At 69.0% G+C, this 25,886-nt stretch carries 30 protein-coding genes; 16 read left to right on the plus strand and 14 right to left on the minus strand.

Annotated features, from left to right (window positions below):
• Positions 1-87 precede the first annotated feature (87 nt).
• Together BLU81_RS47645 and BLU81_RS06170 are read left to right on the plus strand one after the other, a co-directional pair.
• A complete protein-coding gene (locus BLU81_RS47645) occupies positions 88-366 on the plus strand; it encodes a hypothetical protein (RefSeq protein ID WP_157751315.1) in 279 nt (92 codons plus the stop codon).
• Positions 360-1,808 (plus strand): HEAT repeat domain-containing protein, encoded by a 1,449-nt coding sequence (locus BLU81_RS06170; protein ID WP_092556669.1) that lies wholly within the window; start codon positions 360-362, stop codon positions 1,806-1,808. Before BLU81_RS47645 ends, BLU81_RS06170 begins: the two co-directional genes overlap by 7 nt.
• Positions 1,809-1,812: 4 nt before the next feature.
• Here the strand turns inward: BLU81_RS06170 and BLU81_RS06175 are convergent, their stop codons facing one another.
• The 3 genes from BLU81_RS06175 to BLU81_RS06185 form a co-directional block, all read right to left on the minus strand.
• Positions 1,813-2,247 (minus strand): hypothetical protein, encoded by a 435-nt coding sequence (locus tag BLU81_RS06175; protein WP_092542425.1) that lies wholly within the window; start codon positions 2,245-2,247, stop codon positions 1,813-1,815.
• A gap of 181 nt (positions 2,248-2,428) precedes the next feature.
• Complete coding sequence (locus tag BLU81_RS06180; RefSeq protein ID WP_092542427.1) at positions 2,429-2,734, minus strand: hypothetical protein; 306 nt, start codon at positions 2,732-2,734, stop codon at positions 2,429-2,431.
• Positions 2,735-2,766: 32 nt separating this feature from the next.
• A complete protein-coding gene (locus BLU81_RS06185) occupies positions 2,767-3,738 on the minus strand; it encodes a helix-turn-helix transcriptional regulator (RefSeq protein WP_092542429.1) in 972 nt (323 codons plus the stop codon).
• A 68-nt stretch (positions 3,739-3,806) separates the two neighbouring features.
• Here BLU81_RS06185 and BLU81_RS06190 point away from each other — a divergent pair, with 68 nt between their 5' ends.
• The gene (locus tag BLU81_RS06190) at positions 3,807-4,169 is read left to right on the plus strand and encodes a VOC family protein (RefSeq protein ID WP_092542431.1); all 363 of its coding nucleotides are present in this window, start codon (positions 3,807-3,809) and stop codon (positions 4,167-4,169) included.
• Here BLU81_RS06190 and BLU81_RS06195 read toward each other — a convergent pair.
• Positions 4,166-7,324, minus strand: a complete 3,159-nt coding sequence (locus BLU81_RS06195) for a penicillin acylase family protein (protein ID WP_092542433.1) — start codon at positions 7,322-7,324, stop codon at positions 4,166-4,168. The genes BLU81_RS06190 and BLU81_RS06195 overlap by 4 nt on opposite strands.
• Before the next feature lie 74 nt (positions 7,325-7,398).
• Positions 7,399-8,121: a dienelactone hydrolase family protein gene (locus tag BLU81_RS06200; RefSeq protein ID WP_092556671.1), complete on the minus strand. Its 723-nt coding sequence runs from the start codon at positions 8,119-8,121 to the stop codon at positions 7,399-7,401.
• An 83-nt stretch (positions 8,122-8,204) separates the two neighbouring features.
• Here BLU81_RS06200 and BLU81_RS06205 point away from each other — a divergent pair, with 83 nt between their 5' ends.
• From BLU81_RS06205 to BLU81_RS06225, 5 genes are all read left to right on the plus strand, one after another.
• Entirely contained in the window at positions 8,205-8,894 is a 690-nt protein-coding gene (locus tag BLU81_RS06205; protein ID WP_092542435.1) for a DUF4184 family protein, read from the plus strand.
• A 9-nt stretch (positions 8,895-8,903) separates the two neighbouring features.
• Entirely contained in the window at positions 8,904-9,473 is a 570-nt protein-coding gene (locus tag BLU81_RS06210; RefSeq protein WP_092542437.1) for an SMI1/KNR4 family protein, read from the plus strand.
• Positions 9,474-9,541: 68 nt separating this feature from the next.
• Positions 9,542-12,265 carry an AfsR/SARP family transcriptional regulator gene (locus BLU81_RS06215; RefSeq protein WP_157751317.1) on the plus strand — a complete coding sequence of 908 codons (2,724 nt, stop codon included), beginning with the start codon at positions 9,542-9,544 and terminating at the stop codon, positions 12,263-12,265.
• 42 nt (positions 12,266-12,307) lie between these two features.
• Positions 12,308-13,099, plus strand: a complete 792-nt coding sequence (locus tag BLU81_RS06220; protein WP_231954225.1) for an alpha/beta hydrolase — start codon at positions 12,308-12,310, stop codon at positions 13,097-13,099.
• Entirely contained in the window at positions 13,099-14,100 is a 1,002-nt protein-coding gene (locus tag BLU81_RS06225; RefSeq protein ID WP_092542443.1) for an alpha/beta fold hydrolase, read from the plus strand. The genes BLU81_RS06220 and BLU81_RS06225 overlap by 1 nt, the downstream gene beginning before the upstream one ends.
• Positions 14,101-14,441: 341 nt before the next feature.
• On the opposite strand, the gene sigJ is transcribed toward BLU81_RS06225, so the two are convergent.
• From sigJ to BLU81_RS06245, 4 genes are all read right to left on the minus strand, one after another.
• Entirely contained in the window at positions 14,442-15,362 is a 921-nt protein-coding gene (gene sigJ, locus BLU81_RS06230) for an RNA polymerase sigma factor SigJ (protein ID WP_092542445.1), read from the minus strand.
• A 2-nt stretch (positions 15,363-15,364) separates the two neighbouring features.
• A complete protein-coding gene (locus BLU81_RS06235; RefSeq protein WP_092542447.1) occupies positions 15,365-15,838 on the minus strand; it encodes a carboxymuconolactone decarboxylase family protein in 474 nt (157 codons plus the stop codon).
• A 141-nt stretch (positions 15,839-15,979) separates the two neighbouring features.
• Positions 15,980-16,270 (minus strand): hypothetical protein, encoded by a 291-nt coding sequence (locus BLU81_RS06240; protein WP_157751319.1) that lies wholly within the window; start codon positions 16,268-16,270, stop codon positions 15,980-15,982.
• Positions 16,271-16,433: 163 nt separating this feature from the next.
• Entirely contained in the window at positions 16,434-16,859 is a 426-nt protein-coding gene (locus BLU81_RS06245; protein WP_157751321.1) for a S24/S26 family peptidase, read from the minus strand.
• Positions 16,860-16,945: 86 nt separating this feature from the next.
• Here BLU81_RS06245 and BLU81_RS06250 point away from each other — a divergent pair, with 86 nt between their 5' ends.
• The gene (locus tag BLU81_RS06250; RefSeq protein WP_092542451.1) at positions 16,946-17,470 is read left to right on the plus strand and encodes a DUF6817 domain-containing protein; all 525 of its coding nucleotides are present in this window, start codon (positions 16,946-16,948) and stop codon (positions 17,468-17,470) included.
• Here the strand turns inward: BLU81_RS06250 and BLU81_RS06255 are convergent.
• Positions 17,460-17,663: a hypothetical protein gene (locus tag BLU81_RS06255; RefSeq protein WP_092542453.1), complete on the minus strand. Its 204-nt coding sequence runs from the start codon at positions 17,661-17,663 to the stop codon at positions 17,460-17,462. The genes BLU81_RS06250 and BLU81_RS06255 overlap by 11 nt on opposite strands.
• Before the next feature lie 46 nt (positions 17,664-17,709).
• Here BLU81_RS06255 and BLU81_RS06260 point away from each other — a divergent pair, with 46 nt between their 5' ends.
• From BLU81_RS06260 to BLU81_RS06270, 3 genes are all read left to right on the plus strand, one after another.
• Positions 17,710-17,958 (plus strand): hypothetical protein, encoded by a 249-nt coding sequence (locus tag BLU81_RS06260; protein WP_092542455.1) that lies wholly within the window; start codon positions 17,710-17,712, stop codon positions 17,956-17,958.
• Positions 17,959-18,025: 67 nt separating this feature from the next.
• Positions 18,026-18,214, plus strand: a complete 189-nt coding sequence (locus tag BLU81_RS06265; protein WP_157751323.1) for a hypothetical protein — start codon at positions 18,026-18,028, stop codon at positions 18,212-18,214.
• A 235-nt stretch (positions 18,215-18,449) separates the two neighbouring features.
• The gene (locus tag BLU81_RS06270) at positions 18,450-19,067 is read left to right on the plus strand and encodes a hypothetical protein (RefSeq protein WP_157751325.1); all 618 of its coding nucleotides are present in this window, start codon (positions 18,450-18,452) and stop codon (positions 19,065-19,067) included.
• Between the two features lie 60 nt (positions 19,068-19,127).
• Here the strand turns inward: BLU81_RS06270 and BLU81_RS06275 are convergent, their stop codons facing one another.
• Positions 19,128-19,841, minus strand: a complete 714-nt coding sequence (locus tag BLU81_RS06275; protein ID WP_197686136.1) for an SDR family NAD(P)-dependent oxidoreductase — start codon at positions 19,839-19,841, stop codon at positions 19,128-19,130.
• A 125-nt stretch (positions 19,842-19,966) separates the two neighbouring features.
• On the opposite strand from BLU81_RS06275, the gene BLU81_RS06280 reads away from it, so the two are divergent.
• Entirely contained in the window at positions 19,967-20,860 is an 894-nt protein-coding gene (locus BLU81_RS06280; RefSeq protein ID WP_092542461.1) for a LysR family transcriptional regulator, read from the plus strand.
• A gap of 110 nt (positions 20,861-20,970) precedes the next feature.
• Here the strand turns inward: BLU81_RS06280 and BLU81_RS51415 are convergent, their stop codons facing one another.
• A complete protein-coding gene (locus BLU81_RS51415) occupies positions 20,971-21,105 on the minus strand; it encodes a hypothetical protein (RefSeq protein ID WP_269460996.1) in 135 nt (44 codons plus the stop codon).
• 53 nt (positions 21,106-21,158) lie between these two features.
• On the opposite strand from BLU81_RS51415, the gene BLU81_RS06290 reads away from it, so the two are divergent.
• Complete coding sequence (locus tag BLU81_RS06290; RefSeq protein ID WP_197686137.1) at positions 21,159-21,302, plus strand: hypothetical protein; 144 nt, start codon at positions 21,159-21,161, stop codon at positions 21,300-21,302.
• Between the two features lie 143 nt (positions 21,303-21,445).
• Positions 21,446-21,793 (plus strand): LLM class oxidoreductase, encoded by a 348-nt coding sequence (locus BLU81_RS06295; protein ID WP_197686138.1) that lies wholly within the window; start codon positions 21,446-21,448, stop codon positions 21,791-21,793.
• A gap of 18 nt (positions 21,794-21,811) precedes the next feature.
• On the opposite strand, the gene BLU81_RS06300 is transcribed toward BLU81_RS06295, so the two are convergent.
• Together BLU81_RS06300 and BLU81_RS06305 are read right to left on the minus strand one after the other, a co-directional pair.
• Positions 21,812-22,153, minus strand: coding sequence for a hypothetical protein (locus BLU81_RS06300; RefSeq protein WP_092542465.1), 342 nt, complete (start codon positions 22,151-22,153; stop codon positions 21,812-21,814).
• Positions 22,154-22,234: 81 nt separating this feature from the next.
• Positions 22,235-23,482, minus strand: coding sequence for a polyamine ABC transporter substrate-binding protein (locus BLU81_RS06305; RefSeq protein ID WP_092542467.1), 1,248 nt, complete (start codon positions 23,480-23,482; stop codon positions 22,235-22,237).
• 241 nt (positions 23,483-23,723) lie between these two features.
• Here BLU81_RS06305 and BLU81_RS06310 point away from each other — a divergent pair, with 241 nt between their 5' ends.
• The gene (locus tag BLU81_RS06310; protein ID WP_092542469.1) at positions 23,724-25,232 is read left to right on the plus strand and encodes a GGDEF domain-containing protein; all 1,509 of its coding nucleotides are present in this window, start codon (positions 23,724-23,726) and stop codon (positions 25,230-25,232) included.
• Positions 25,233-25,886 lie beyond the last annotated feature (654 nt).

The raw sequence follows: 25,886 nt of genomic DNA on the forward strand, positions 1-25,886 counted from the left end.
TACCGGCGGGACGAGTGAATCCGCTGGCGTATCGGGCCGCTGACCGGAATGCTCACGGCGATGTCCCCCTCGCATCGGAACGGTGAGATGAGATCTCCGATCACGTCGGTCCTGCTGTACCGCACGCCCGCCTGCTGGCGGATCTCGGTGGGCGCGGCGAACGGCGCAACGATCTGCGGCGGTCTGCCCGGCACGGCACCCGACGCGCCCGCCGGGGTCGCCCAGCGGGACACGCTCGACCACCTATGCCGGACCTGGGGTTTCACCGGCGAGCTGACCTGGCAGGAGACCAATCCCGGCTGGTGGTCGGCCGAGCCCGCCGCAGGGTTGCCGGTCTCGCCTTCGCCGGCCGGGCGGCCATGCTGATCACCGCGGCGCTCCAGGGCCTGGCGGGCAACCCGGAACTACCGGAGACACTGGTGCGGCGGCTTGTCGGATGGCAGCGGGGATCCGGTGAGGTGGCCGAGCGCGACGACCTCGGCGCGGCGACCATCGAGGAGATCATCGACACCGGCGACCACTGGCTCCTGCACTCCCTGGCACTCAACCGGCGGCTGCCGGATCCGGTCCGGTTGCGGCTCGCCCAGCACCGGGACGATGCCGTGCGAGCGGCACTCGCGCTGCGGGCCGACGGGCCGCGGGAAGTCTTCTCACTACTGGCCGGTGATCCGGACAGACTCGTCCGGGAGTGGCTGGCCCAGAACAAGCATGTCCCCGCGGACATCCGGGCCCGGCTCGCCGACGACCCCGATCCGGAGATCCGGGCGACGCTCGCACAGTGGTGGAACGGCGCGCCGGAACCGGTGCGGCGCAAACTGCTCACCGATCCGGAGCAGAGCGTCCGAGCCGCCGCCTGCTCCACCTACTTCCGCTTCCTGCCGCACCCGGTGCCACCGGCCGATCTGGTTCCGGCGCTGCTCGACGACCCGGCCACCCGTGCCGGGTCGGCCCGCCATGCCGTCCTCACCCCGGAGACTCTTGCGCGACTGGCCGGGGATCCGGACCACAAGGTGCGCCGCGAACTGGCCCGGCACCCGGACCTTCCGGCAGAGACCAGGGATCGCCTGGCCCGGGATTCCAGTGTGGTCGTCCAGGTGGCGGTCTTCGGCCGGGAGGATCTGCCGGAACACCTGCGGCAGGAGATCCACGAGAACCTCGAACGCCGGACGGCAGTCCCCGTCAACCCGTTCGACCGCGACCGCGACGATGACGCGTTGATCCGGGCCGTCGAGGACAACGCTGCCATCGATGAGCTGCGGCAGAGCCCGTTGCCGTGGGTGACTGCGAACCCGTTGCCACACGTCACATCCCGGTACATCGGGTTCCGGGTGGCCGCCGCGCGCGCCGCCGGTTCCCTTCCTCTGGAGGCCGTGCGAACGATGCTGGCCGACGAAGAACTCGACGTCCGTGCGACGGTGGTGTCCCATGCCCCGCATGTGGTCGACGTGGCCACCGCCGAACAGATCGAACGGGAGTGGAGCCGGGAGTTCCGGAAGAACGGGTGGCGGCCCGCTGACAGCTACCCGTTTCCGCCGGAGTCGCTGCGCCGCTTCGCCACCGACCCGAATCCGGGGGTGCGCGCTCTCGCTGCCGGCGATCCGGACCTGCCGACCGAACTGCTGACCGGGCTGGCCACCGGCCCCGATCCGGGTGTCCGCCGGGCGGTCGCTGGTCACGCGCGTCTGCCGGTCGCGGTCCTGATCGCCCTTCTTGAGGACGAGAGCGAGCACGTAGTCCGGGCCGCGGCTTCGTCACCGGCGCTGCCGGTGACGGCGATGGAGGAGATCCTGGACCGCGCCGGTCTGTGAACACTCAGTTGTAGGAGGTGGCGGTGACGGCGGCCGTCTCGCAGTCCTCGCACAGGTAGAGGCTGCGGAAGCCGTCGCCGTGTTCGCGGACCAGGCTCGTCACCGTGGCGACGTGGAACATCAGGCGTTTACAGGACGGGCATGCCGGGTTCGGGTAGAGCCCGATCGGTGGGCCGCCCGCCACCCCGACCACACCGGGCGTGGAGTGGATGTGGCCGTTGGAAAAGACCAGATCAGGGCCGTACGGCCGGAGCACCACCCGGCCGAGCCCGAACGACGGATCGTCCGTGAAAGAGGAGGAGTCGGCTGTCACGTCGCGGTAGCGGCCGTCCGGGCCGGCGGTGGCGAACAACGTCCAAGGACCGGTCGACCCGGGTGCCACCAGATGCACGTGGGAGGACGGCCAGGCGGGCAGACCGGGGATCCCGGCCAGCCGCAACGACAGGTAGTGCCAGACGGCGGGAGCGTCCGCTACCTGCTCGATCGGCAGCCCGACCGGGTGCTCCGCGCCGGGGAAATCGCCCGTCTCCAGGAAGATCGCACGGCGCTCGGGAGTGAACCGGAGTTGGGCCGGGCCCTCGTCGGGGATCCAGACACAACAGTCCTCGTAGGTCTCCCGGTCACCGCCCGGTGCGCACGTCCGCCGCGATCGCGGTCAGGGCCGCCGGAGTGCCGATCGCCGCCAGCACGAGCGAGGCCGGGTAGGACGGCAGCCGTGCGGTCAGGATCTGCACGCAGCGGTCGGAGGCGCCGCTGAACAGCACGCACAGGTCGTCGAAGACCAGCGGCTCCAGCCGGTCCAGCGCCGACGCGACGACCTGCTCCTGATGTGGACGGAACAGGTCCGGGCGGGTGCCCGCCAGCCGTGACAGATCGTCGGCACTGGCGGGCAGTTGGTCGATCAGCGCCGCGACGTCGGGAAGCATGCCGGAAGGCTAGCGGCCGGGTCTGACATTTCTCACCCGTACAAGCTGGTCATGGAAGATGCCGTTGATCGCATCATCTCGCGCAGTGCGGGTGGGGCCAGGACCTCGACGTCGGCGCCGAGCCGCAGGAACTCGGCGTGGGCGTGGCGGACCGACTCGATCGGGAGGGTGACGGTGGTCCAGCCGTCGGGGTCGGGTGGGCCGACGGTATCGGTCACGTTGCGGGCCATGGCGCGGGTCATCAGGTACGGGATGCGGCTCAGGGCGGCCGGGGCGAACCGGACGGTGGCCTCGTCGCGGTGCAGGCGGCGTTCGAAGTCGACGGCCCACTCCGCCCAGGTGGCCGCGAGATCGAAATCGGACGGGCGGTCGAAGGTCTCGTCCAGAACGGTCAGCTCCAGGATGGTCGCCACCCGGTAGGTCCTGACGTCACCGTCGACACCGGCGAGGAAATACCAGACCCCGGCCTTGAGTACGATGCCCAGCGGCTCGACCGTTCGCTGCACCTCCCGGGGCTCCCGCCAGCGCCGATAGCCCATCCGGACCCGCCGCCGGTTCCAGACCGCCCCGGCCAGCGCGGCCAGATGCGGGTGGCTCTCGGTCTCCCGGAACCAGCCGGCCGGGTCCAGGTGGAACCGGTCCCGGATCTCGTCGGCGTGCCGGTTCAGCCGGGCCGGCAGGGCCGCTTTCAACTTCAACTCCGCGGTGGTCAGCACCGCGCCCAGCCCGAGTTCGGCGGCGGCCGACGGCACTCCGGCCAGGAAGATCGAGCCGGCCTCGCGGGGGGTGAGCCCGGTCAGCCGGGTCCGGTAGCCGTCGACCAGCTGATATCCACCGTTGGCGCCCATTTCGGCGTAGACCGGCACGCCCGCCTCGCCGAGGGCCTCGATGTCGCGGTAGACGGTCCGGATCGAGACGTCCAGTTCGGTGGCGATCTGCTGCGCGGTGAGCCGGCCCCGGTCCTGGAGCAGCAGGACGACCGACAGGAGACGACTGGCACGCATTCTCCGAAGACTGCCACAAGATGTCAGTCATTGCTGACAGTGTTGGTGCTGACGAAAGGGGTACCACCATGGCACTCGCCACCTACGCCGGCTTCTCGCTGGACTGTGACGACCCGGCGACGCTCGCCGACTTCTACGTGAAGCTGCTCGGGCTGGAGGTCGGCTACACCAGCGACGAGTTCGTCTACCTGGGCAGCCCGGGCAGCGGCATCGGTTTCGTGAAGGTGGACAAGTATGTGCCACCGACCTGGCCCGACGCGGGCGTGCCGAAGCAGGCCCACGTCGAGCTGAGCGTCGAGAACCTGGACTCCGGCGAGGCGGCGATCCTGGCGATCGGTGCCACCAAGCCGGACTTCCAGCCGCAGCCGGATCGCTGGCGGGTCCTGTTCGACCCGGCCGGCCACCCGTTCTGCATCTCGGTCATGAGCTAGTGCTGGTAGACCTCCAGTTCGAACAGTGACAGCCCGTACTGGGTCGCCCGGGTCACGCTGGTCAGGCGGACGTAACGCGCGGTGCTCGCGGTGAGCGCCACATTGTCCTCGCCGCCGTTGCCTCCGGTGACGGCGGCGACCGGGGTCCAGGTGGTCCCGTTGGCGGAGGTCTCGATCTTGTAGCCGGACGCGTACGCCGACTCCCAGAACAGCCGCACCCGGCCGACCGTGGTCGAGGCGCCGAGGTCGACGCGGATCCACTGGCCCTCGGACCAGTCGCTGGCCCACCGGGTCGTCATGCTGCCGTCGATCGCGTTCGCCACCGGATAACCGGACTCCGACGCCGACGCGGTGACGGTCTTCCCGGACGCCAGGTTGGCGAGGTTGTCACCGCGTCTGGCCGGGAAGGACACCACTTGCTGGTACGTGGGACGGTTCTGCCACGAGATCAGCGGGTGGGTGATGCCGCCGAGCGGGGACTGCAGGATCGCGTCGGCACACCACGGGTTACCGGCCGCGCAGTGGTCGTCGGCCGGATAGGTGGTCGCGGCCGGCTCGGCGATCGCGGTGGACAGGCTGGTCAGCAGCGCGCTGCGGCAGGTGCTGACGGTGCCACCGCCGCAGTACTTCGTCGACCAGTTCGGCACCGTGTCGCCGAGCACGGCGCGCAGGTCCTTCTCCACCCAGCCCCACCACCCGTACTGGAAGGAACTGCCCTTGTGGCCCTGTGCCGCGTTCGCCGAGTGCGGCAGCGTCGACACCTGGCCGGTCTGCCCGCCGGACGGCGACTCGTTGATCTGCAACGTGTCGACCAGTGAGGTGTAGAGCCCGGTGCCGAGCCCACCGGCGAACTGGGCCTGCACCAGTTTCGGCCACCAGGCGTCGAAGATCCGGATGGCGTCGGCGTCCGCGTAGACCTTGCTGCCCGACGCGGTCTCCCTGCGTAGCGCGCCGCCGGCCAGCCAGGTGCGCAGCTTGGTCAGGGCGGCGGCCTGGGTGGCGTCGGTGACCGCTGTGGTGTCGATCATCCGGAGCAGGGTGGGCAGCACCTCCTTGCCGCGCAGGTCGGTGAGCCCGGCCTGCTGCACGATCTGGAGCAGGGACGCCCGGTCGTACTTGGTGCCGGCCGCGATCCCCGCCTTCAACGGCGCGTCGAGCAGGTCGCCGCGGTGCACCGAGCCGAAGCTGAAGTTGCCGTCGGAGGCCGAGTAACCGGCCGCCTGTTTGTTGTTCCAGCTGACGAAGTAGTCCTGGTTGACCGCCTGTACGTGTTGACTGGACGGACGTAGACCCGTCCACTCCTGGGCGGCGTCACCCCAGGCCGGCAGGTTCGGGTCGGCGGTGGCCGGGCGGATCGGCTCGGCTCCGGAGGTGTACATCGCGGTGTCGGTGGAGTTCACGTAGAACCAGTTGAACGCGAACGGGATGTTCGCCGCCGAGGCCATGAACGCGGACGGCGTCCCCATCTGGGCCGGTTCGTTGAACATCTGGAAACCGATCGCCGAGTCCGCCTCGTGACCGTAGGTGGACCGCAGACCGGTGAACGCCACAGGTGTGCCGCCGACCTTGCCACGCCAGGTGACCAGGCCGTACTTGGTGCGGAGCATGGTCAGCCGGTACGAGCCGGCCGCGGTCGAGTCCGCGGTCGTCGGCGCCCACGCGTTGGTGCGGCTCAGCGTCTCCATCGCGGTGCACGTGCCGTGATAGAGGTAGGACGTGGACGCCGTGGTCGGGGTGCTGCCGTCGGCGTTGCAGAGCCGGATGGCGTACGTGTCGGTGATGTCCTGCACCGACGACGTGGCACTCCACGCGTAATCCGGGCCGCGTCCCAGCAGCGTGTAGAGGTTCAGTCCGCTGAACGCCACACCCCGGCTGCTGATCCCCGGGCCCTGCAACTCCTGCAGCATCAGCAGTTGCGGCGCGAAGTAGCCGGTCTGCGGTCCGAACACGGCGACCGGATGCCCGGTGGCCGAGTTCGCGGCGTTCACGATCGCCGCGTTCGACATGCCCCGCTGGGCACTGTCGATCGTCAGCGTGCTCAGTGAGTCGGCGATCGCGCTGGTCCCGGTCACGCCGGTGGCGGCGGTGCCGGTGCGGTCGTAGATCAGCGGCTCGGGGGTGGCCGTCCCGGCGTCCGGCATGGCCACGCCCGAGGCGTTCGGATCACCGCCGCCGTACGGGAAACTCTGCCCCGCGTGCAAGGTCAGCACCGCCTCCGGGTCGTTCTGTGCCCGGAACTGCTGCCACACCTGGTCGCCGGCGGTGGTGCCGTACTTGGCGCGGGCCGCGATCCGGACCAGCGCCGACTGCATCTCGGTGCCGCCACCGCCGCCGAACAGGCCACCGATCACCCCGGCGACCGCGATCAGGTCGGTCGGCACGAAGTCGACCGGCCCGCCCACGTTGGTGACCGAGTCAAGATGTCCGGTCAACACGTACTCGCCGGGACAGTTGCGGGCCGCCATGCAGTCGTCGATGTACAGGTTGATGCCGGCGAGGTACTGCAGCACGTCGTCGTAGAGCTGGGCACCTCTCGTACCGGAGTTCCGCAAGGTGGTGAGCTGGTTCTGCAGGTCGGCTTCGGTGTACGGGGAGTTACGCCAGACGCTCTGCTCCAGGTCACGGTTGCCCTCGGCGCCGCCGGCGAAACCGGTCAGGCTGCCACGGGCGACGTGCCGCATCAGGTCCATCAGGAACAGGCGGTCCTGGGCTCCGGCATAACCGGCGCCGAACATGGTCCCGGCCCTGGTGGTGCCGGTGATGTGCGGGATGCCGAGCTTCTTGTCGCGCACGATCGTGACGTCGGAGCGGGGGGTTTTGGTGCTTGCTACGTCGGCCGCTGCCACACCGTACGACGCGTCGTTGAAGAAGGTGTTGATCTGCTGTGGGGTCAAGCCGGTGTAACTGTAAGTGAGGTTGGCGTAGGGGGCGAGCTGGTTACTGGCGTTGCCGGGCATCGTGCCGAACGCCTGGTGCGCCAGGATCGTGGCGAGGTCGGCGTTGCCGTTCTGCCCGGGCGGCAGGATGTCGGAGCACTCGCCGAGGCAGTAGTCGTTGGTGGCGTACGCCGCCACGGCCGGCTGGGGGTCGGCCGTGGCGAGCGTCGCGGGGATGGCGAGGAGAAGGGCTAAGACCGGAGAAAGACGTCGGCGCATCGGGGTTCCCTTCGGGGTACGCCGGAAAGACGCGAAACTTTCTCAGGATGCTAAGACATCGAAGATTGTGAAGGCTAGGTTTCGTTCAGGAACCTGGCCGCTTCGACGATCGCGTGGTCGGTGAGCATCGGATCATGACGGGGGCCGATGTCCCGCATGAACGCGTGCTCGCCTCCGGTGTAGACGTGCAGTTCCAGATCGGTCAGACCCTCCGCGTACAGGCGCTGCAGGATCGCCAGCCGGGCGTCCGCCGGAACGTGCGGATCCTGACTACCGAAAACGATCATCAGGCGGCCCTGGATCTCACCGGCCCGCTGCAGCGAACCCGCGTCCGCGTCCTTACCGAGCGCCCCGTTGTGCAGTCCCGTCGGGTAGAAGCAGACGGTCGCCTCCACCCGGGAGTCGAACGCGGCCCGGAACGCCAGATGCCCGCCGATGCAGAACCCGGTCACGAAGATCCGGTCCACGTCGTCGCGATCGGACAGATGATCCAGAACGGCCAGCCGGTCCGCGTCGAACTCGGCCGCACTGGTCGCCGCCGCCCCGGCCAGGCCCCGCTGCTTACCCGCGTCGTCGAACTCCAGCACCACCCCGGAGAGCGGCCCGTGCGGGTAGATCTCCGGCACCGCCACCACGAAACCGGCGCTCGCCAGCCGGCGCGCGGTCCGCAGCGTCGACTCGGTGAGCTGAAAGATGTCGGTGTAGAGCAGCAGTCCCGGCCAGGTCCCGCTCTTGTCCGGCCGGATCACCACCGTCCGGATGTCGCCGACACGAACCTCGTCCTCAATCAACTTCATGATCGACACAATACCGACCCAAATCGGTCAGTCGGTGTTCTGGCCCGTCAGTCGATTGGCGACAGTCGGCTACCGTCCGGGCCGTGCCGAGTACCTTTCCCACGCATCCCGCCGCGATCCTGCCCCTGAAACTCTGGCGGCCCCGCTGGTTCGACGGGGTGGCCCTGGCCATCGGCGCCGCGTCACCCGACATCGCGTACCTGGTCGACGGCAGTCACCTGCCCGTCTGGCCGCTGTCACACCAGTGGCACGGGCTGATCCTGTTCTGCCTGCCGGTGACCCTGCTCGGTTGCCTCCTGACCCGCCGGGCCGCCCCGGTCGTCGCCGCGCACCTCCCGGCCGGCGGCCCGTTCACCCTCCGGGACTACGGGGCACTGTCCGTTTCCGGTCACCGCTGGTGGATCACCGTCCTTTCGGCCCTGATCGGCGCGGCCAGTCACGTCCTGCTCGACGACCTGGAACAGGCCGTCCCGTTCCTGGAGATCCCGGCCCACCTGGCCGGGCTGGCCGGCATGCTCGCGCTGGCCGCGGTGATCGGCCGGCGCCGCCTGATCCACCGCTGGCACGGCGAGGCACCCACTGTGCCCCGGCAGCCGGCCCGCTTCTGGTTCACGGCGGTCGCGGTGACATCGCCGCTGGTCGCGGTCATCCCGTTCCTCCCGGCCGCCTTCCTGCCACACACCACTGGGGTACGCCTACTGGCAGCCCTCGCCCTGGGCCTCCTGGCCGGGGCGGCCGTGGCCCGGCCCCGCCGGGTACCGGCACTCGATTAGTCTGAGTCGATGGCTGAGATCACCGGGACGGCACTGGGCGAGGAAGCGGGACGTCGTCTCGCCCGGACACGACAGGACGTCCAGCCCGGCCTGACCGAGTCCGAACTGGATCGGGTCGAGCAGACGTTCGGCTTCACGTTCGCCGACGACCATCGTGCATTTCTTCACATCGCCCTGCCGGTGGGCGACCGGAAATGGCCGGACTGGCGCGCCGGCGACCCCGCCGACCTGCGCGCGAAGCTCGACCTGCCGGTCGACGGCGTCCTCTTCGACGTGGAACACAACAGGTACTGGCATCCCGGCTGGGGTTCACGCCCACCCACAGCCGCAGCGGCCGTCGAGTCCGCCCGCGAGCATCTCGCGACGGTGCCGGTGATGGTCCCGGTCTACGGCCACCGCTTCCTGCCGGCCGGCCGTGGCACCTCGGGTCACCCGGTCCTGTCCATCCACCAGACCGACGTCATCATCTACGGCACCGACCTCCTCGACTACCTCCACCAGGAGTTCGGCACCGACCCCACCACCACCTCGACGAATCCCCAGGTGACCGTGCCGTTCTGGCGCGACCTGACCGGCTGACCGCGATCTCATGTCGGTGCCCCTCGGGGCGGTAGGTTGTGGCGGGGCCGCTCGGGTGGGAGACACGTGTGAGGTTCGAGGTTCTGGGGCCGGTGCGGGCCTGGCGTGACGGGCACGAGGTTCACCTGGGCAAGCCGCAACACCGGGCGCTGCTCGGGTTGCTGCTGGTGGCGGGCGGTCGGCCGGTGGCGATGGCCGAGCTGATCGACGTGCTGTGGGGTGACGAACCGCCGGGCACCGCGGTCAACGGCATCCACCGGATCGTCGGGATTCTGCGGCGGGTGCTGGAACCGGAACTCGCACCCCGGGAAGCGGGCCGCTGGCTGGCGCGGTCGGCCGGCGGCTACCGGATGGTGGTCACCGCCGACGAACTGGACCTGCTGCGGTTCCGGGCGCTGACCGGGCAGGCACCCGACATCGGCGGGTTCGTCGCGGCGCTGCGACTGTGGCAGGGGCCGGTGCTGGCCGGGTTCGCGTCCCGGATCCGGGAGCATCCGATGGTGGTGGCCCTGGACCGGGAATACCAGCAGGCCGCCAAGAACGCCGCCGACCTGGCCCTGACCGCGGGCGCCGCCGACCAGGTGCTCGGGGTGCTGCGACAGGCCGCTGACCGGCATCCACTCGACGAGGCGCTGCAGGCCCGGGTGATGCTGCTGCTGACCGCGGCCGGGCGGCAGGCCGACGCCCTGGAGATGTACCGGCAGGTCACCCGGCGGCTCGCCGAGGATCTGGGCGTCGACCCGGGCGCCGAGCTACGGGCCGCGCACCAGCAGGTGCTGCAGCAGGAGACCGATGAGGCGGACCGCCCTGCGCAGTTACCGCGGGATCTCGCGGTGTTCGTCGGGCGGCAGGACGAACTGGCCGGAGTGTTGGCGTTGTACCGGCCGCCTACCGGCGCCTCGACTCCGGTGGTGATCAGCGCGATCGGTGGGATGGCCGGAATCGGCAAGACCACCCTGGCCGTGCACTGGGCCCACCGCGTCGCCCACCAGTTCCCCGACGGGCAGCTCTACCTGAACCTGCGCGGCTTCGACCCGGCCGAACGCGTGATGGAACCCGGTGACGCGCTGACCCGGATGCTCGACGCGCTGGGCGTACCCGCGACGAAGGTTCCGGCCGGTCGCGAAGCCAAGGCCGCGCTGTTCCGCAGCCGGATGTGGGGCCGCCGGATGCTGGTCCTGCTCGACAACGCCCGCGACGAACAACAGGTCCGCGACCTGCTGCCGTCTTCACCCGGCTGCCTGGTGATCGTGACCAGCCGCAACAGCCTCGCCGGACTGGTCGCCGCCGAAGGTGCCGTCGCCGTCACCCTCGACGTGCTGGCCGCCCCGGACGCCCACGCCTTCCTGACCCGGCGACTCGGCCCGGCCCGGGTGCAGCGCGAATCGGACGCGGTCGATCAGATCATCGCTTTCTGCGCCGGCCTGCCGCTCGCCCTGGCGATCGTCGCGGCGAAAGCAGCCCTGCGCCCCCAACAGCCACTCGCCGGGGTGGCCGCCGCACTGCACGCGGCACGCGGACTCGACGCGCTCACCTCACCGGACGTCACGGTCAACGCGCGAGCCGTGTTCTCCTGGTCGTACGCCGCTCTCACCCCCGTCACCGCACGCGTCTTCCGGCTGCTCGCGGTCCATCCCGGCCCCGACGTGACACCGGAAGCCGCCGCGGCGGCCGCCGATGTCACCCCCGACCGGGCGCAGGCGGCACTCGACGAACTCGCCCACGGCAGCTTGATCACCGAACACGCTCCGGGCCGCTATCAATCCCACGACCTACTGCGGGCGTACGCCACCGAACTGCTCGCCGACGACGAGGGAACCGACGCCCGGCAACGTCTGTTCGACCACTACCTGCATTCGGCGGTGGCGGCCAAACTCGCCGTCATGCCCTACGCGGTGCCGGTGACACTCGACACCCCCGCCGACGGTGCCCGGCCCCTGGCCCACGCCGAGCCGGACGCCGCGATGGCCTGGCTCCGGGCCGAACACTGGGTGCTGGTCGGTGCCGTCGAAGCCGCGTACCGGCAGGGACTCGACGACCACGTGTGGCGGCTGACCTGGTCGATGTCCCCGCTGAACCAGCACGTGGACACCGAGATCCGGATGCTGGAGGTGGCGCTGGCGTCGGCGGAACGGCTCGGTGACCAGCTGGTGATCGCCCGGATCAGCAACGGCCTGGTCACCATGAGCCTGCGCGCCGACCGGGCGGACCAGGCCGAACGGTACGGGCTGCGCAGCCTGGAGATCGCGAGGAGCCTCGGCGACGTGGCCACCCAGTTCCGGGTCTACGTCGCCCTCTGCCAGGTCTACCAGGACCGGGAACAGATGGACCGGCTGCTGGACGCCGGCCGGCAGGCGGTGGCACTGGCCCTGACGATGGGGGACATCACGGTGGAGTCCATCGCCCGGAGCGAACTGGCCGCGGCCTACGCCCTGGTCGGCGACTACCCGAAGTCCTCTGCGGAGAGCGCGCGGGTCCTGGCCATCGCCGAGGTCGAAGGAAACTCCGTCAGCTACGCCGCGATCCTCGACACTATCGGCTACTGCCATCTGCGGCAGGGCGACCCGGCCACCGCACTCACCTACTTCCAGGACTCGCTGGCCGCCGCCCAGGCCATCGGGCACATCACCGGCGCGGAACCGCTGGTCCGCAACCACCTCGGCGACGCCCACCTGGCCGCCGGTGACGTGACCGCCGCCCGGGAGACCTGGGAACAGGCGCTGGAGATCGCCGACGAACTGGACGCGTCGACAGCCCGCAAGATCCGGGCCAAGTTGGTGGCCCTGAGATAGACGCCCACTGTTTGTCCACAAGCTTCTTCCAAGCTCATGGGCATGTCCACACCAGTCATCTTCATCCACGGTCTGTGGTTGCACGCCTCTTCGTGGCAGCCCTGGATCGACCTGTTCGCCGACCGCGGCTACCACGCCGTCGCACCCGGCTGGCCCGGTGACGCCGAAACCGTCGCACAGACCCGCGCCAACCCCGACGCCCTCGCCGGCCACGGCATCGACGACGTCGTCGAACACTACGCCCGCATCATCGAAGCCCTACCCACCAAACCCATCCTGATCGGCCACTCCTTCGGCGGCATGATCGCCCAGAAACTCCTCGGCCTCGACCTCGCCACCGCCGCCATCGCCATCGACGCCGCCCAGATCAAAGGCGTCCTCCCACTCCCACTGTCCACCCTGCGCTCCGGCTTCCCGGTCCTGAGCAACCCCGCCAACACCAACCGCGCGGTGTCCCTGACCAAGGAACAGTTCCGGTACGCCTTCGCCAACACCGTCACCGAACAGGAATCCACCGACCTGTACGACCGCTGGTCCATACCCGCACCCGGCAAACCCCTGTTCGAAGCCGCCGCCGCCAACTTCAACCCGCACTCCCCGGCGAAGGTCGACACCGCCAACGAATCCCGCGGCCCCCTGCTGCTGATCGCCGGCGGTAAGGACCACACCGTTCCGGAGGTGGTGGTCCGCTCGACTCTCAAGCAGTACCGCCACTCCCACGCCGTCACCGACATCATCGACTTCCCCGACAAAGCCCACTCCCTGACCATCGACTCCGGCTGGCACGAAGTCGCCGAAACCACCCTGACCTGGCTGAAAGGGCAGAACCTCTGATGGCGCGGGTACGAACATGGGCGCTGGCCGGTGCGGCCGCGGCCCTGATCGCGGGCGCGGCCTTCGTGGTCCCGGCCGTCGCCGGCTCCGGCGACAACGTGCTGTCCGGCTCGGGCAGCCAGGTGCCGTCCGGGCCCCGCGACCAGGTGCCGGCCGGTTTCACCGAGCAGAAGGTCCAGGTCGGTGAGGTAGGCATCAACTACGTCCGCGGCGGTGCCGGCCCGACGCTGGTGCTGCTGCACGGGTACCCGGAGACCTGGTACGAGTGGCACGAGATCATGCCCGCTCTGGCCGAGCGGTACACGGTGATCGCCCCCGACCTGCGCGGCGCCGGCAAGAGTGACGCCCCGGCCACCGGCTACGACAAGAAGACGATGGCCGCTGACATCCACGGCCTGCTCACGAAGCTCGACCTGACGAGCGGGATCCGTCTGGTCGGGCACGACATCGGCACCATGGTCGCCTACGCGTACGCCGTCGCCCATCCGGCCGAGGTCACGAAGTTGGTGCTCAGTGAGGCGCCGATCCCGGACGACAGCCTCCACTCGTTCCCGGCGCTGACGGCCGGCGGTCCCGGCGCCTGGCAGTTCGGGTTCTTCTCGCTCACCAACGGACTGCCCGAGCAGACCGTTGACGGCCGCGAGGAACAGTGGGTGCAGGGCTTCACCGACCACCTCGAGGTGGTCAAGGACGGTGTCGGCCCCGAGGACGTCAAGGTCTTCGCCTCCTATCTGCAGGACGACGCCCACCTGAAGGCCAGCTTCGAGTGGTTCCGCGCCTTCCCAGCGGACATCACCGACAACGTCGTCAACAAGAAGACGCTGCTCCCGATGCCGGTCCTCGCGATCGGCGCCGACCACAGTCTCGGCGCCGCCGTCGAGACACAGGCCCGGCAGTACGCCACGAACGTCACCGGCGCCCTCATCGCCGGCTCCGGCCACTGGATCTACGAGGAACACCCGGAGGAGATGACCGAACGCCTCCTGACCTTCCTCGGCTAGCCACGACGGGACCCGGCCGGGGTCTCCAGCTCCCCGGCCCCGGTTCTGGTTCTGGCTCTCCAGCTCCAGCTCCGGCCGCGGCTTCGGCTCCGGTTCTCGGGTTCCGGGTTCGGCCTCGGTTTCGGCTCTTCGGCAGGACCGCCTGATCGGCTCGGGGAACCTCCGCGTGGTCTGACCCACGCGGAGGTGATCGGGGGACACCCGATCCGTCTCGGTGCTTTTGTGATGTGGGGAGTGGTAGCCGGTAACCGCCGCATTCGGCCCGGCGGTCGCGTTTCGGTCTTGCACCGGGACGCGGCCGCGGGGACGAGGCGGGGCTTTGCTGGAACGTACAAAAAGGGTCAAGTCTTCTGGGGTTTCAGTCCTATGTCGGAGACGGGGCCCAGGTGGCCCAACTTGTCAGGGTTGACCACTGAGCGGACGGTTTGGATGACGCCGTCGGCGAGCTCTAGGGACATCACCGCGGACACCCGGTTCTGGGGGTCGTGAAAGACCGCGCCGGGGCGGCCGTTGACCCAGGCCAGGCGCATGGTCACGCCGACCTTCTCGAAGCGGCGGAACAGGCCGGCGAACAGACGCGCGACCTGCAGCCGCCCGGCTGGTGGCGTCGTGACCGCCTGCGCCTTGCCGCCACTGTCGCCGATCATCACCACGTCGGGGGCCAGCAGGCCGAGCAGCGCCTCGATGTCACCACCGGCTGCCGCGGCGAAGAAGCGGTCGGCCAACTCGGCGGCCTCCGCCTGCCGCGCCGGGGCGCTGTGCGGCGTGACACCGGAGGCGGTGACCCGCTGACGGGACCGGGCGAAGATCTGGCGGCAGTTCGCCTCCGACTTGCCGACCAGGCCCGCCACCTCGGGATAGCCGTAACCGAACACCTCACGCAGCATGAACACCGCCCGCTCGACCGGCGACAGCGACTCCAGCATCACCAGGAACGCCATCGACAGCGAATCGGCCAGCTCCACATGCTCGGCCGGGCCCGGCTCACCGACCGGGACCACGATCGGCTCGGGCAGCCAGGCTCCCACATAGGTCTCCCGCCGCACCCGGGCCGACCCCAGATGGTTGATGCCGAGCCGGGTCACCGTCGTCGTCAGGTAGGCCTTCACATTCTCGACCACGGTGCCCGCCCGCCGGGCCTTGACCAGACCGAGCATCGCGTCCTGCACGATGTCCTCGGCATCACCGGCCGAACCGGTCATCCCGTAGGCGATGGAGAACAGCAGCGGCCGATAACCGGCCGCCACCGTCTCGTCGGGCATCGTCACAGTTTCTGGCCCACCTGGTACCACCCCGCCGGCTGCTGCACGATCACGTTGAACCGGTTGAACGCGTTGATCACCGCGATCGACGAGATCAGAGCGACGAGCTGATCCTCGGTGAAGTGCTTGGCGGCCCGCTCCCACACCTCGTCGGGAACGCCACCGGCCCCGTCGGCGAGCCGGGTGCCCTGCTCGGTCAGCTCCAGCGCCGCCCGCTCGGCGTCGGTGAACACCGTGGCCTCCCGCCAGGCCGCCACCAGGTGCAGACGCTGCCCGGTCTCGCCGGCGTGCAGCGCCTCTTTGGTATGCATGTCGACGCAGAACCCGCACCCGTTGATCTGGCTGGCCCGCAACAGCACCAGCTCCCTCGTCGAATCCGGCAGTCCGGCGTCCTTCAGCGCCGCCCCGGCCGCGGAGAGGTGCTTGAAAATCTTAGCGGCGACCGGGTTGTTGAAGAAGTCGAGACGAGCTTGCATGACGGGCTCCTTAGCCGTTGTCCGTTGCTTGCCCTCTCAGACAGAACAGGCCGCTGGCCTGTGACAGTTGCGACGTGGGTCACATATCGTCCGGTGCCGCTTGGTCGGCCTTTCACCCGCGACGTCGTGTCGACCTTTTGATCAGCTCTCGGGGAACGCTTCGCCCCACTCGCCTGCCGGTGACGCGACGGGAGCCTCTCCTGCCAGGGGCCCGACGGGGAGCTCGGCTGCCGGTGGTTCCGCGGAGGCCTCGGCCGGTGGTTCGGCGTGTGAAGGAGCCTCGATCTGCGGCAACGCCTCGGCGGTAGCGGCATCCAAGGGCGTCTCGGTGGTCTCCTCCGGTGGTTTCGGCGGGTAGAGGATGCGGCCCTGGCCCTGTGCGACCTTGACGACGGGCTCCCGCGGATCGACGGCAGGGTAGGTGGTGGTCACGAAGCGAGCCATGGCCGTAGAAGTCGGCACGGCGCGGCGAGACTTCAGAGATTCGCCGGGAATCGATACGGCCGACCACCGGAGAAGGCCTATCAGCCCATCCTCCTAGGATGGTCTACGGGGTGTGCGGGTCACCGCAGGAAGTGACAAAACGCTTCGAGCTTCACCACGCTGGGTGCGGATCGGAGTTGAAGTCGCCGCGGGTAGCCGGGGTGGGGGACTGTGACGTTCGGTTACGGATCCCGGGGTGGGGTTGTTTGCCGGCTGTTCGGGGGCGGGGGCGGCCGGCGACTGTCAGGCAGAGGCCGTGGACTCGGTGGTGGCTGGTCCAGCCGTTGACTCGGCCGTGGTTGTTGCTGATCTGGACTCGGGCCCGGCGGTGATCGACGGCGGAAACCAGGTGCAGGTAGGTGGTGCCGGACACCCGGACGAGGACGATGTCGCCTACCTCGACACGGGCCGGGTCCACGGGGCCGACAGTCACCGGGTCGCCGCTGTTGACCAAGGGTGTCATGGAGCCGCCGCGGGGTCGGAAGGTCACCGTTTCGCCGGCGGCTACCCGGGTGGCGACGGCGTCGAGTGCTCCCATTGGTCGAGGTTGTCAGTGGGGTGGATACACAGCAACTGTTTATCGTCAAGCTGTTCGTTGGGCGGGGGAACACCTAGGTTTGGATCATGACGAACGTCCGGGAGTGGCTGCGTGAGCGTGGCACGGAGAGTGTCACGCATCCGGGTGGGACGCTCTATGCGCACCTGTGCCGGGTGGAGGAGCGGCTGGCCGGAATCGGTCACGACGCGGGGGTGCAGGCGGCGGGCTTGACGCATGCGGCGTACGGGACGGACGGATTTGATCTGGCTCTGGTCTTCTGGCAGGACCGGCTGACGTTGTCCGAGTTGATCGGGCCGGATGCTGAGGAGCTGGTCTATCTGTACGGGGCTTGTGATCGGAAGAAGAGCTGGCCGGAGCTGGCGGCGACGCATCGGGTGACGGATCGGTTCACCGGTGGGGTGACGCGGCTGGCGGATTGGCAGGTGACGCCGTTCGTGGATCTGTCGGTGGTGAACGAGCTGGACGTGCTGGAGCATGATGCGGCGTCGCTGGCCGCGCATCGCGACTATTTCACCGAGCTGTTCGCGGCGTGGGAGCCGGTGATGTCCCCGGCGGTGGCGACCGAGGTGGCGCGGCTGTTCAGGTCGTGACGAGGGGCGCGGCGGACGGCGTGACGAGGGGCGCGGCGGACGCGTAGTGGTGGAGCTGGGTTTCGCGTACCGTCGCTGATTGGCTTTGGACCAGGAGGAACAGGGCTGAGCGGGCGTGGAGTTGGGCGATGTCGTCGGTGGCCAGGCCGCGGCCGGAGCGGGCGGCCACGAGCGCGCGGGTCAACGTACCCAAGGCCCTCGGTGATGTTGATGATGGTGAGACTTTCGTCGAGTGGGCCGTGGGTGTCGGTGAGGCCGTAGGCGTCGGCGCGCAGGTGGTCGATCTGTGGGCGCCAGGCGGTGGTGAGCCCGAAGTGGTGGGGTTTGGCGTCGCTGCTGTGGGCGAGGTCGACTTCACGCCAGTCGGTGATGCTCTGAGCTGCCAGCACGTTCTCCAGTGGGACTTCGGCGCGGTCGAGGTGCGGCGCCGGGATGAGTGCGGTGATCACGGTTTCGGTGGTGGGGTCGACGGCGGCTACGGCGAGTGACTTGTTGAGTCCCCAGTCGCTGACCCAGCCGATCCGGCCGTCGAAGGTCCATCCTGAGGTGGTTCGGGTGGCTGAGGTAGTGGTCGGGGTAGCGCCGGACGTCGCTGATACCGGCGCCGACGAGTTCCTGTCCGCACACGATGCTGGTGGCGAGTTCGGTGCGGGGTGTTCCGATCCGGCTGACGAGTGGGGCGTGCTGGGCCCGGACGGGCCAGGTGTTGAGGCTGGCCACCGCGATGATCTCGTGGAGTTTTAGTCCTATCTTCCCTGTGGTCTTTATGGCCTACGGCACGCGGCGACATGGGGGAGACATCAATGTCCGACCTCCGAAATTCCATCGCGACGGCCGAGTCCGGCCGTCGCAAGTGGCCCCCTCATGGCCGGAGCCTCCGTGCTCGCGGTCCTGCTCGCGGCGGGGATCGGCTTCGCCGTCACCCGTGGCGGTGAAGCGGCTGCCGCCACGGGTGCGAGCGGCGATCCGGTGCGCGGCGGTGGTCAAGTTCGCGAAGCCGCTCGCCAGTTTCCTGCAGGCGTCGTCGTTCACCGCGAACGCGCAGCCGGGTTTCCTGTCACTGAACACGCTCAAGCTCAGTGCCGAGGAACGCACCGACGCGACCAGGATCATCGACATCGGCCCGTTCGCCGACCGGGAGGGTGTGCAGCGGCTCGACGACTTCGACGCGGTCGGGCAGCGGCTCACCGCCTCCGGCACCACCCGCCTGGACCGGGTGCGGGTCGCCGACGACGAGGTGGTGCCCCGGTCGAGATCGGTCTGCTCCGCAACGACACCGTCCGGCAGTTCATCCGCGGGCTCGACGAGTACGCCCCGCCGCTTCGGCGCCGCCTTTCATGACGGCTCCTGGAAGCGGGGCTTCGACCACGCCGAGACCCTCCGGCGGATCACCTGCCCCGTCCTGCTCCTTCAGGCGAACTTCGAGGTCCGCGCCGACGGGGTGCTCGACGGCGCCATGACCGAGGAGGAGGCCGGGCGATGTCCCTGCTTCGCAACGGCACCTACCACAGGATCGCCGCGAGTCATGTCGTGCACCTGGACAAGCCGGCCGAGTTCGCGAAGATCCGCACGGACTTTCTTTTCCGACCAGCTGTGATGTCCGGGGTCTGCCCGGACACCAACCGCGGGCATCGCTCGTGGAGCGCAAAGCCAGCGTTCAACCGACAAAGGGGAACCCTGGTTGTTCGGGGCCGTGCGGAATGTCGATCCGCTCCTCGCCGGTGCGCAGGGCCCGCAGGATCACCCGGCCGACGTACTCGGGCGAATGCGCGACCAGCCCGGCCGGGAGACCGCCCGCGGGGTAGAACTCGGTGTCGGTGACCGATGGCAGCAGCAATGTGACCTGGATGTTGTCGCCCGACAGTTCCATTCGGCCCACCTGGCTCAGCCAGTTCACTGCCGTCTTGGCGGCCGGATAGATGGCGTTGCCCGCCATCGGCCAGCCGGTGGCGCCCGAGCTGATGTTGACGATGCGCCCGTGCCCGGCCGCCCGCATGTGCGGCAGTACCGCCCGGATGCCGGTCACGACGCTCACCACGTTGAGGTTCAGCAGGTCGAGGAACGCCTCCGGGGTCGTTCCGTCAATCGTCGATCCGGCACCCGCGCCGGCGTTGTTGACCAGGCCGTCGACCCGTCCGAACCGGTCGATCGTGGCCTGTACGAGCGCCGAGACCTGTTCCGGGACGGTGACGTCGGTGGGGACGGCGAGCGCACCGTCGAGTTCCTTGCTCAGTGCCTCGAGCCGGTCGGCGCGACGCGCGGCCAGGACCGGGTAGGCGCCGGCCTCGTGTAGGAGTCGCGCCGTCGCCGCCCCGATGCCGGACGATGTTCCGGTGACGATGACGACCTTGCCGTTCAAGGATTCGTTCACGTGCTGGCTCCTGGTGTTGTCGAATCTTGATGCGGACCCGCGCCGCTGCGGGACCGACCTCCAGTCAACGACGGGGACAACCCGGGGGGAAGGACCATCTCCCTCTCGACCGATACCCTGGTGATATGGATCTTCTGGAGACGCGGCAGCTCCGGTACTTCGAGGCGGTGGCCGAGGAGCAGCATTTCGGGCGGGCCGCGGAACGGCTGGGTATGGCCCAGCCGCCGCTGTCCCGGGCGATCCGCGACCTGGAACGGCAACTCGGCGTGCAGTTGCTGGTGCGCACCAGCCGTCGGGTCGCCCTCACCCCGGCCGGCCGGATCCTGCTGGGCGAGGCCCGGATCGCCCTGGATGCGGTAGCCACGGCCGGAAACCGGACCCGCCACGCCGGGCGGGACGTGCCCGCGTTGCGGTTGGCGCTCAAGGCCGACCACGATGCCGGCCTGCTCCCGAAGCTCCTTGACGCCTTCGACGTCTTGCCGGTGGAGCTGTTGCTGGGTGGATACGGCGAACAGGTACCGGCTCTGCACGACGGACGGGCCGACGTGGCTCTGGTGACGACGCCGTTCGACGAGCGCGGCCTGGATAGCGAGCCGCTGGTCACCGGGCCGCGTCTGGTGGCCCTGGCTGCGTCGGACCCGCTGGCGGCGAGGACCAGCCTGCGGCTGCCCGACCTGGCCGGCCGACTTCTTCCCTGGGGCTCACCGGCCGAGCAGGGCCTGCCGAAGCCACCTTTCGAACATCACGAGCCGTTGGACCACTCGCAGATCTTCAGTCTGATCGAGGTGGGCAGCACTGTCTGGTTCCTCCCGGTCTGGCTGGCCGACCGCTTCGCCCGGCCCGGCATCGCGTACCGCCCGGTGGGAGGGCTGGAACCGGCCACCCTGACGGTCGCCTGGCCGGCCCGGTCACGCTCCGCCGCGGTGGCCGCCTTCGTGCGGACCGTTCAGCAGATCGCCCGCGACACCGCGCCCTACGACAACCGGTTCCCCCTGAGCCACCGAGCTTTAGCGGACTGAAATAGCCTTTCGACGGTTACGAATATTTTTGGTGTCCCTCGATGTCGTGAAGTCACGGTCGGGGTTGAAGTCTTTGGGTTCGCGGCCGCGTAGTGCCTGCTCATGGCACGTCAGGCGTATTCGGCTGGAGGCAGCCGCAGTCCGCGCGCGCCGACCTGATTCCCGGCCGTTTCCTCATCACTCTCGACCGTAACCAGCGCAAACTCGCCGCCGCCGACGCATTGGCCACGCTCGCCGAGCAGCACGGGCTGACCCTGATCACGCTCTGTTAGGGCCGCCCGGCGTCATCGCCGCCGCCTTGGAGGACGACCCGGCCCTGGAGAAGATCACCGACCTGCTGGTCAGTTTCGTGCCCGGCGTGCCGGAGCTCGGCGAACACCTGCGACTGCTCACGACCACCGCCCGGGACCTGGCGCCCCGGCTCGGCTGGAGGCCGGCATGACCTTCGACCTCAACATCTCGCTGATGACACCCCGGCATTTCCGGCACGCGTGGCGGCTTCCGCACATCGACCCGCTCGCCTAGCTGGACATCGACCACTTCGCCCGCCTCGTCCGGATCGCCGAGGACGCCAAGATCGACGCGGTGTTCCGCGGGGACGGGCCGGCGCTGCCCGACGGGGCGTTCCCCACCGGGTTCAGCGTCTCCACCCGGGCGCTGATCGCCGAGGCTCCGCGCACCACGCGTGACCTGGTGCAGCGCGGGGCGGTCGGCGCCGGTCACCGTCTGCTGTCCGGCTCACCCGAGCAGATCGCCGACGACCTGCGGGCGTGGTACGAGTCGGGAGCGGCCGACGGATTCACCATCATGCCCGCCGACACCGCCGTGGACCTGCCGAACTTTGCCCGGCTCGTGGTCCCGCTACTGCAGAAACGAGGACTGTTCCCGGACGACTACGCCCATCCCGCGTACCGCAGGCGTCTTGGTCTTTGATCCTCTTCGGGTTGGGCCTCAGGCCAGCTCGACGGTGACCTCGACGCGGCCCTTGTCGGTGCGCCGGGCCACAGCGTGACCGGTTCTGATCTCGTCGTCCAGGCGCAGCGACAGCGGGCCGCCGTCGCCGGTGAAGTTGCGCCACCAGTTCTTGGCGTCCGGCATCATCACATCGATCCGGACACCACCGGGCTGCCGGAAATAGGCGACCGGAATGCTGAACTCGCGGCCCGACTTACGCCCGGAATAGGTGACCACGGTCATCCGCCGGCGCACCAGTCTCCCCACCCGCGGCGAATCCTGCCAGGCCACGACACATCGGTTGAATCGATTGACGGCGGTCTTCACTGAGCTGTGCATGCCCGAAACGTTAGCCGCCGTCATCGCTGTGTGGCCGTAAGTGACAGCGGATCCGCCCCGGCGTCTCCACTTGTGGCCCGGTCATCTCAGCGTGATCGCCTCGAACATGCCGGTGAACTCCCGTTGCTGCTGGGCGGTGTCGACCTGGACGTAGTAGTGCAGCTTCTGGTAATCGGCGTCGCTCGGGAACACCACCGGGCTGTCGGCCACCGCCAGCATCTGCTGCCGCGCCGTACCGGACCGGGCCGCGGCGTCGGTGCGGATCTGCTGCTGGGCGGCCGGGACCGGGCACACGTAATTGATGTACTCGGTCAGCGAGGCCGCGTTGTCCACCTCGTAGAAGAAGTCGATGAGGGCGATGGCGTCCACCGGATTGGCGGCGGTGACCGGAATGGCGAAACTGTCGGTCCAGATCGTGCCGCCCTCCCGCGGGATCACGAAACGCAGGTTCGTGCCGTCGGAGAGATTCTTCTGGAAGACGTCACCCGACCAGGCCTGGCAGATCCAGATCTCGCCCTTGCCGAGCGCGTCCAGATAGTCCTGCTCGTAGTAGTTGCGGACCAGGCCGATGTCCTTCTGCTCCATCAGCTTGCTGGCCGCTGTCACCCATTCGGCCTCGCCCGAGTTCGCCGGGGTGAGGCCACTGGCGAGCAGCCCGAAGTTCGCCAGTTCGGTGACGTCCGACATCATGCCGACCTTGCCGCGGAACGCCGGATCCCACAGGTCGGCCAGGCTGGTGATCGGGCGTTTGATCTTGGCCGGGTCGTAGGCGATCCCGGTGATGCCGGACGCCCACGGGACGCTGAAGACGTTCCCCGGATCGAACGACGACGTGGTGTACGCCGGGGCGACGTTGGCGGCGAAGTTCGGCAGCCGCGTGTGGTCCAGCGGGGCCAGGAACCCCGACGACCGGAACTGGCCGAACGGGATCCCGTTGGTGATCACCATCAGGTCGTAGCCGATCGGATCCTGCGCCGACAACTGCGGCTGCACCTTGGCGAACCAGGGACCCATCTCCTGGATGACCTCCTGGTAATTCACCCGGATTCCGGTCCGCTTGGTGAACTTCGCCAGTTCCGGCATCGACGGGTCCATGTAGAGCGGCCAGTTCGCGAAGTCGACGTGGCCGTTGCGTTCGAGGCCGTTCCAGAATGACGCCACCGAGGTGGAGGCGTCGGTCTCCGGCCGTCCGGTACCGGCCACGCCGCACGCGGTGAGGGTCGCACCGAACGCGGACAGGCCGCCGATCCGCAGTGCGTCCCGGCGGCCCAGGCGTCGCCGGGTCAGGCCGCGGAACAGGGCGGGGCCGGTGGTGGTGCGGTGAACCATCGGACTCCTCTTGGATCGGCAGCGTCTTCGCTCGGCAGCGTCCTCACGATCAACTGCCATCATGATCAACTTAAGGCCCGTCGCTCTCGAACAGCCTGCCGCCCGCGGTTCTCCGGCGTGGTGGGTTCAGCGGTTCTTTCGGCGTCGCCGGTTCGGCGGTGATTCGCGTCCAGCCAGGTTTCTGTGACCGGGAACCGGATGGCAACCCCCGCTGCAACCCGGCGGCCCGATCATGGATCCCATGACACTCATCAGCCTGGGTCACCGGCCGACCGCGTGGATCCGGTGGCCGGTCCTCGCTGGGGTGTCCCTGATCCTCGCGCATCTGGGCGCGGTGCTGTCCGGCGCGCCCCCGGTGGTGACCGAGGCGGTGTTCGTCGCCGGGACCGCGTCAGCCGTCCTGGCGATCTGGCTCGGACTCCGGCAGCACCGGCCCGTCGCCCGGCTGCCGTGGGTGCTGATCGCCGCCGGTGCCGGGCTGAACTCCGTCGGCGACTTCCTGCTCACACTGTACCCGGCGCTGTTCGGCCCGCTGCCCGAGATGCAGTGGGTGAACCTGCCCTACCTGCTGCGGTTCCCGCTGATCGCGGCCGGTCTCATCATGCTGATCCGGCGGCGGATCCCGGGCCGTCCCCTGCCGGCGATCATCGACAGCGCCATCGTGGCGGTATCGGTGTCCCTGGTGAGCTGGGTGTTCGTGATCGATCCGGTCCGGCGGGCGATGTCCGGTGCCGCCACACCGTTGTTGCTGGTCATCGAGTCGATGGCCTACCCCGTCGGTGACCTGCTCCTACTCGTACTGGGCCTGAGCCTGATGCTCGGCGGCGGCCTGAACCTGCCGTCTTTGCGGCTCTTCGGCGTCTACCTGCTGGTCTACTGCGGCGCCGACACCTGGTACACGATCCAACTACTGCATGGCCGGTACGACTACGGCTGGGGCCTGGAGGCGTCCTGGATCGCCGCGGCGGTCCTACTCGGGCTCGCCGGGACACACCCGTCGATGCGGCTGCTCGGCGAACGGGGAGTCACCTCCGGGGAGACCGTCTCGGTGGGCCGCCTCGCCCTGCTCGCCGGCGCCGCGATGCTCGCCCCGCTGACCCTGGCCGTCCAGCACCTGACCGGCGGCCGTCCGCACGTGCTGCTCGTCGCCGGCTGCTGCGCGGTGCTGTTCCTGCTGGTAGTGGCCAGACTGGCCGGCCAGGTCCAGGAGCAGCGCCGGGCCGCGATCACCGACACTCTGACCGGTTTGCACACCCGCCGCTACCTCAACGAGATCCTCGGCACCGAATGCGCCCGCGCCAACCGGGGCGGCGAACCACTGTCGATGATCCTGCTGGACGTCGACCACTTCAAACGGGTCAACGACACCTACGGCCACACCGCCGGCGACCGTGTCCTCGCCGAGATCGCGAACCGGCTGCGCGCCTCAGTCCGCGACGGCGACATCGTGGCCCGCTACGGCGGCGAGGAGTTCGCGGTCCTGCTACCCCGCACCAGCCACACCGCCGCGGTCACCACCGCCGAACGCCTCCGCGTCGAGATCATGCGCACCGGTGTGGTGATCAGCCCCACCGAGGTGATCACAGTGACCGTGTCCCTGGGCCTGGCCACCGTCCCCACCCAGGCCGAAACCCCCGACGACCTGGTAAACCTGGCCGACAAGCTGCTCTACGAGAGCAAGAGCGCCGGCCGCAACCGCCTGACCACAGCCGCCATCCCACCGGCCACCCACCCAGTGCCATCAGCCTGAAGCTGCCGAGGCCAGCCCCGAGCGGCGATCGCGGCCGCAACGCCAGATGTTCAAGGGTTATCGTCCGGCCACGACAACGGGCTGGTTCACTCGTGCCGGTTGCCGGTTGCCGGTTGCCGGTTGCCGGTTGCCGGTTGCCGGTTGCCGGTTGGTGGGTCGTGTGTCGACATCTGATCTTCGGGACGCGGCGGCGTTCATCAGCGGCCCGACGGTGATGTGCCGCGGGGCCTTTCCGGGACTGGCCGCCATGGCGATGATTTAGCTTCTTCACCATCACGGCGAGATAGATTACGGCGGCTCGGCTCGGAATTGGTGCAACATCAATTGTCCGGACACGACTCCGCGCATGTAGGCTATAAACTTCTCCGATCACCTTTGATGTAAACATTCTCGGAAACCCTGGCAAAAAATGCGGAGAGTCCAACGATAATTCGAACTTTTGCATCTCGGCCATCGCACGGTGACCACCGCGGACATGGCCGCCCGGAAATGCGTCGAGTGTTACGGTGACCGGCGCCTGGCCGCCACCATAATCATTCAATAAAAGCCCACCTTGTCCCGATCGAAGCAGCGGCGTCCCCGCCACAGGCCTGATCTGCGCGGGAACGATCTTTGTTCGCATATCCGCGCCAACCGGTCGCCGGTCGGAAACCG

This window comes from Actinoplanes derwentensis (assembly GCF_900104725.1).
Lineage (GTDB): Bacteria > Actinomycetota > Actinomycetes > Mycobacteriales > Micromonosporaceae > Actinoplanes > Actinoplanes derwentensis.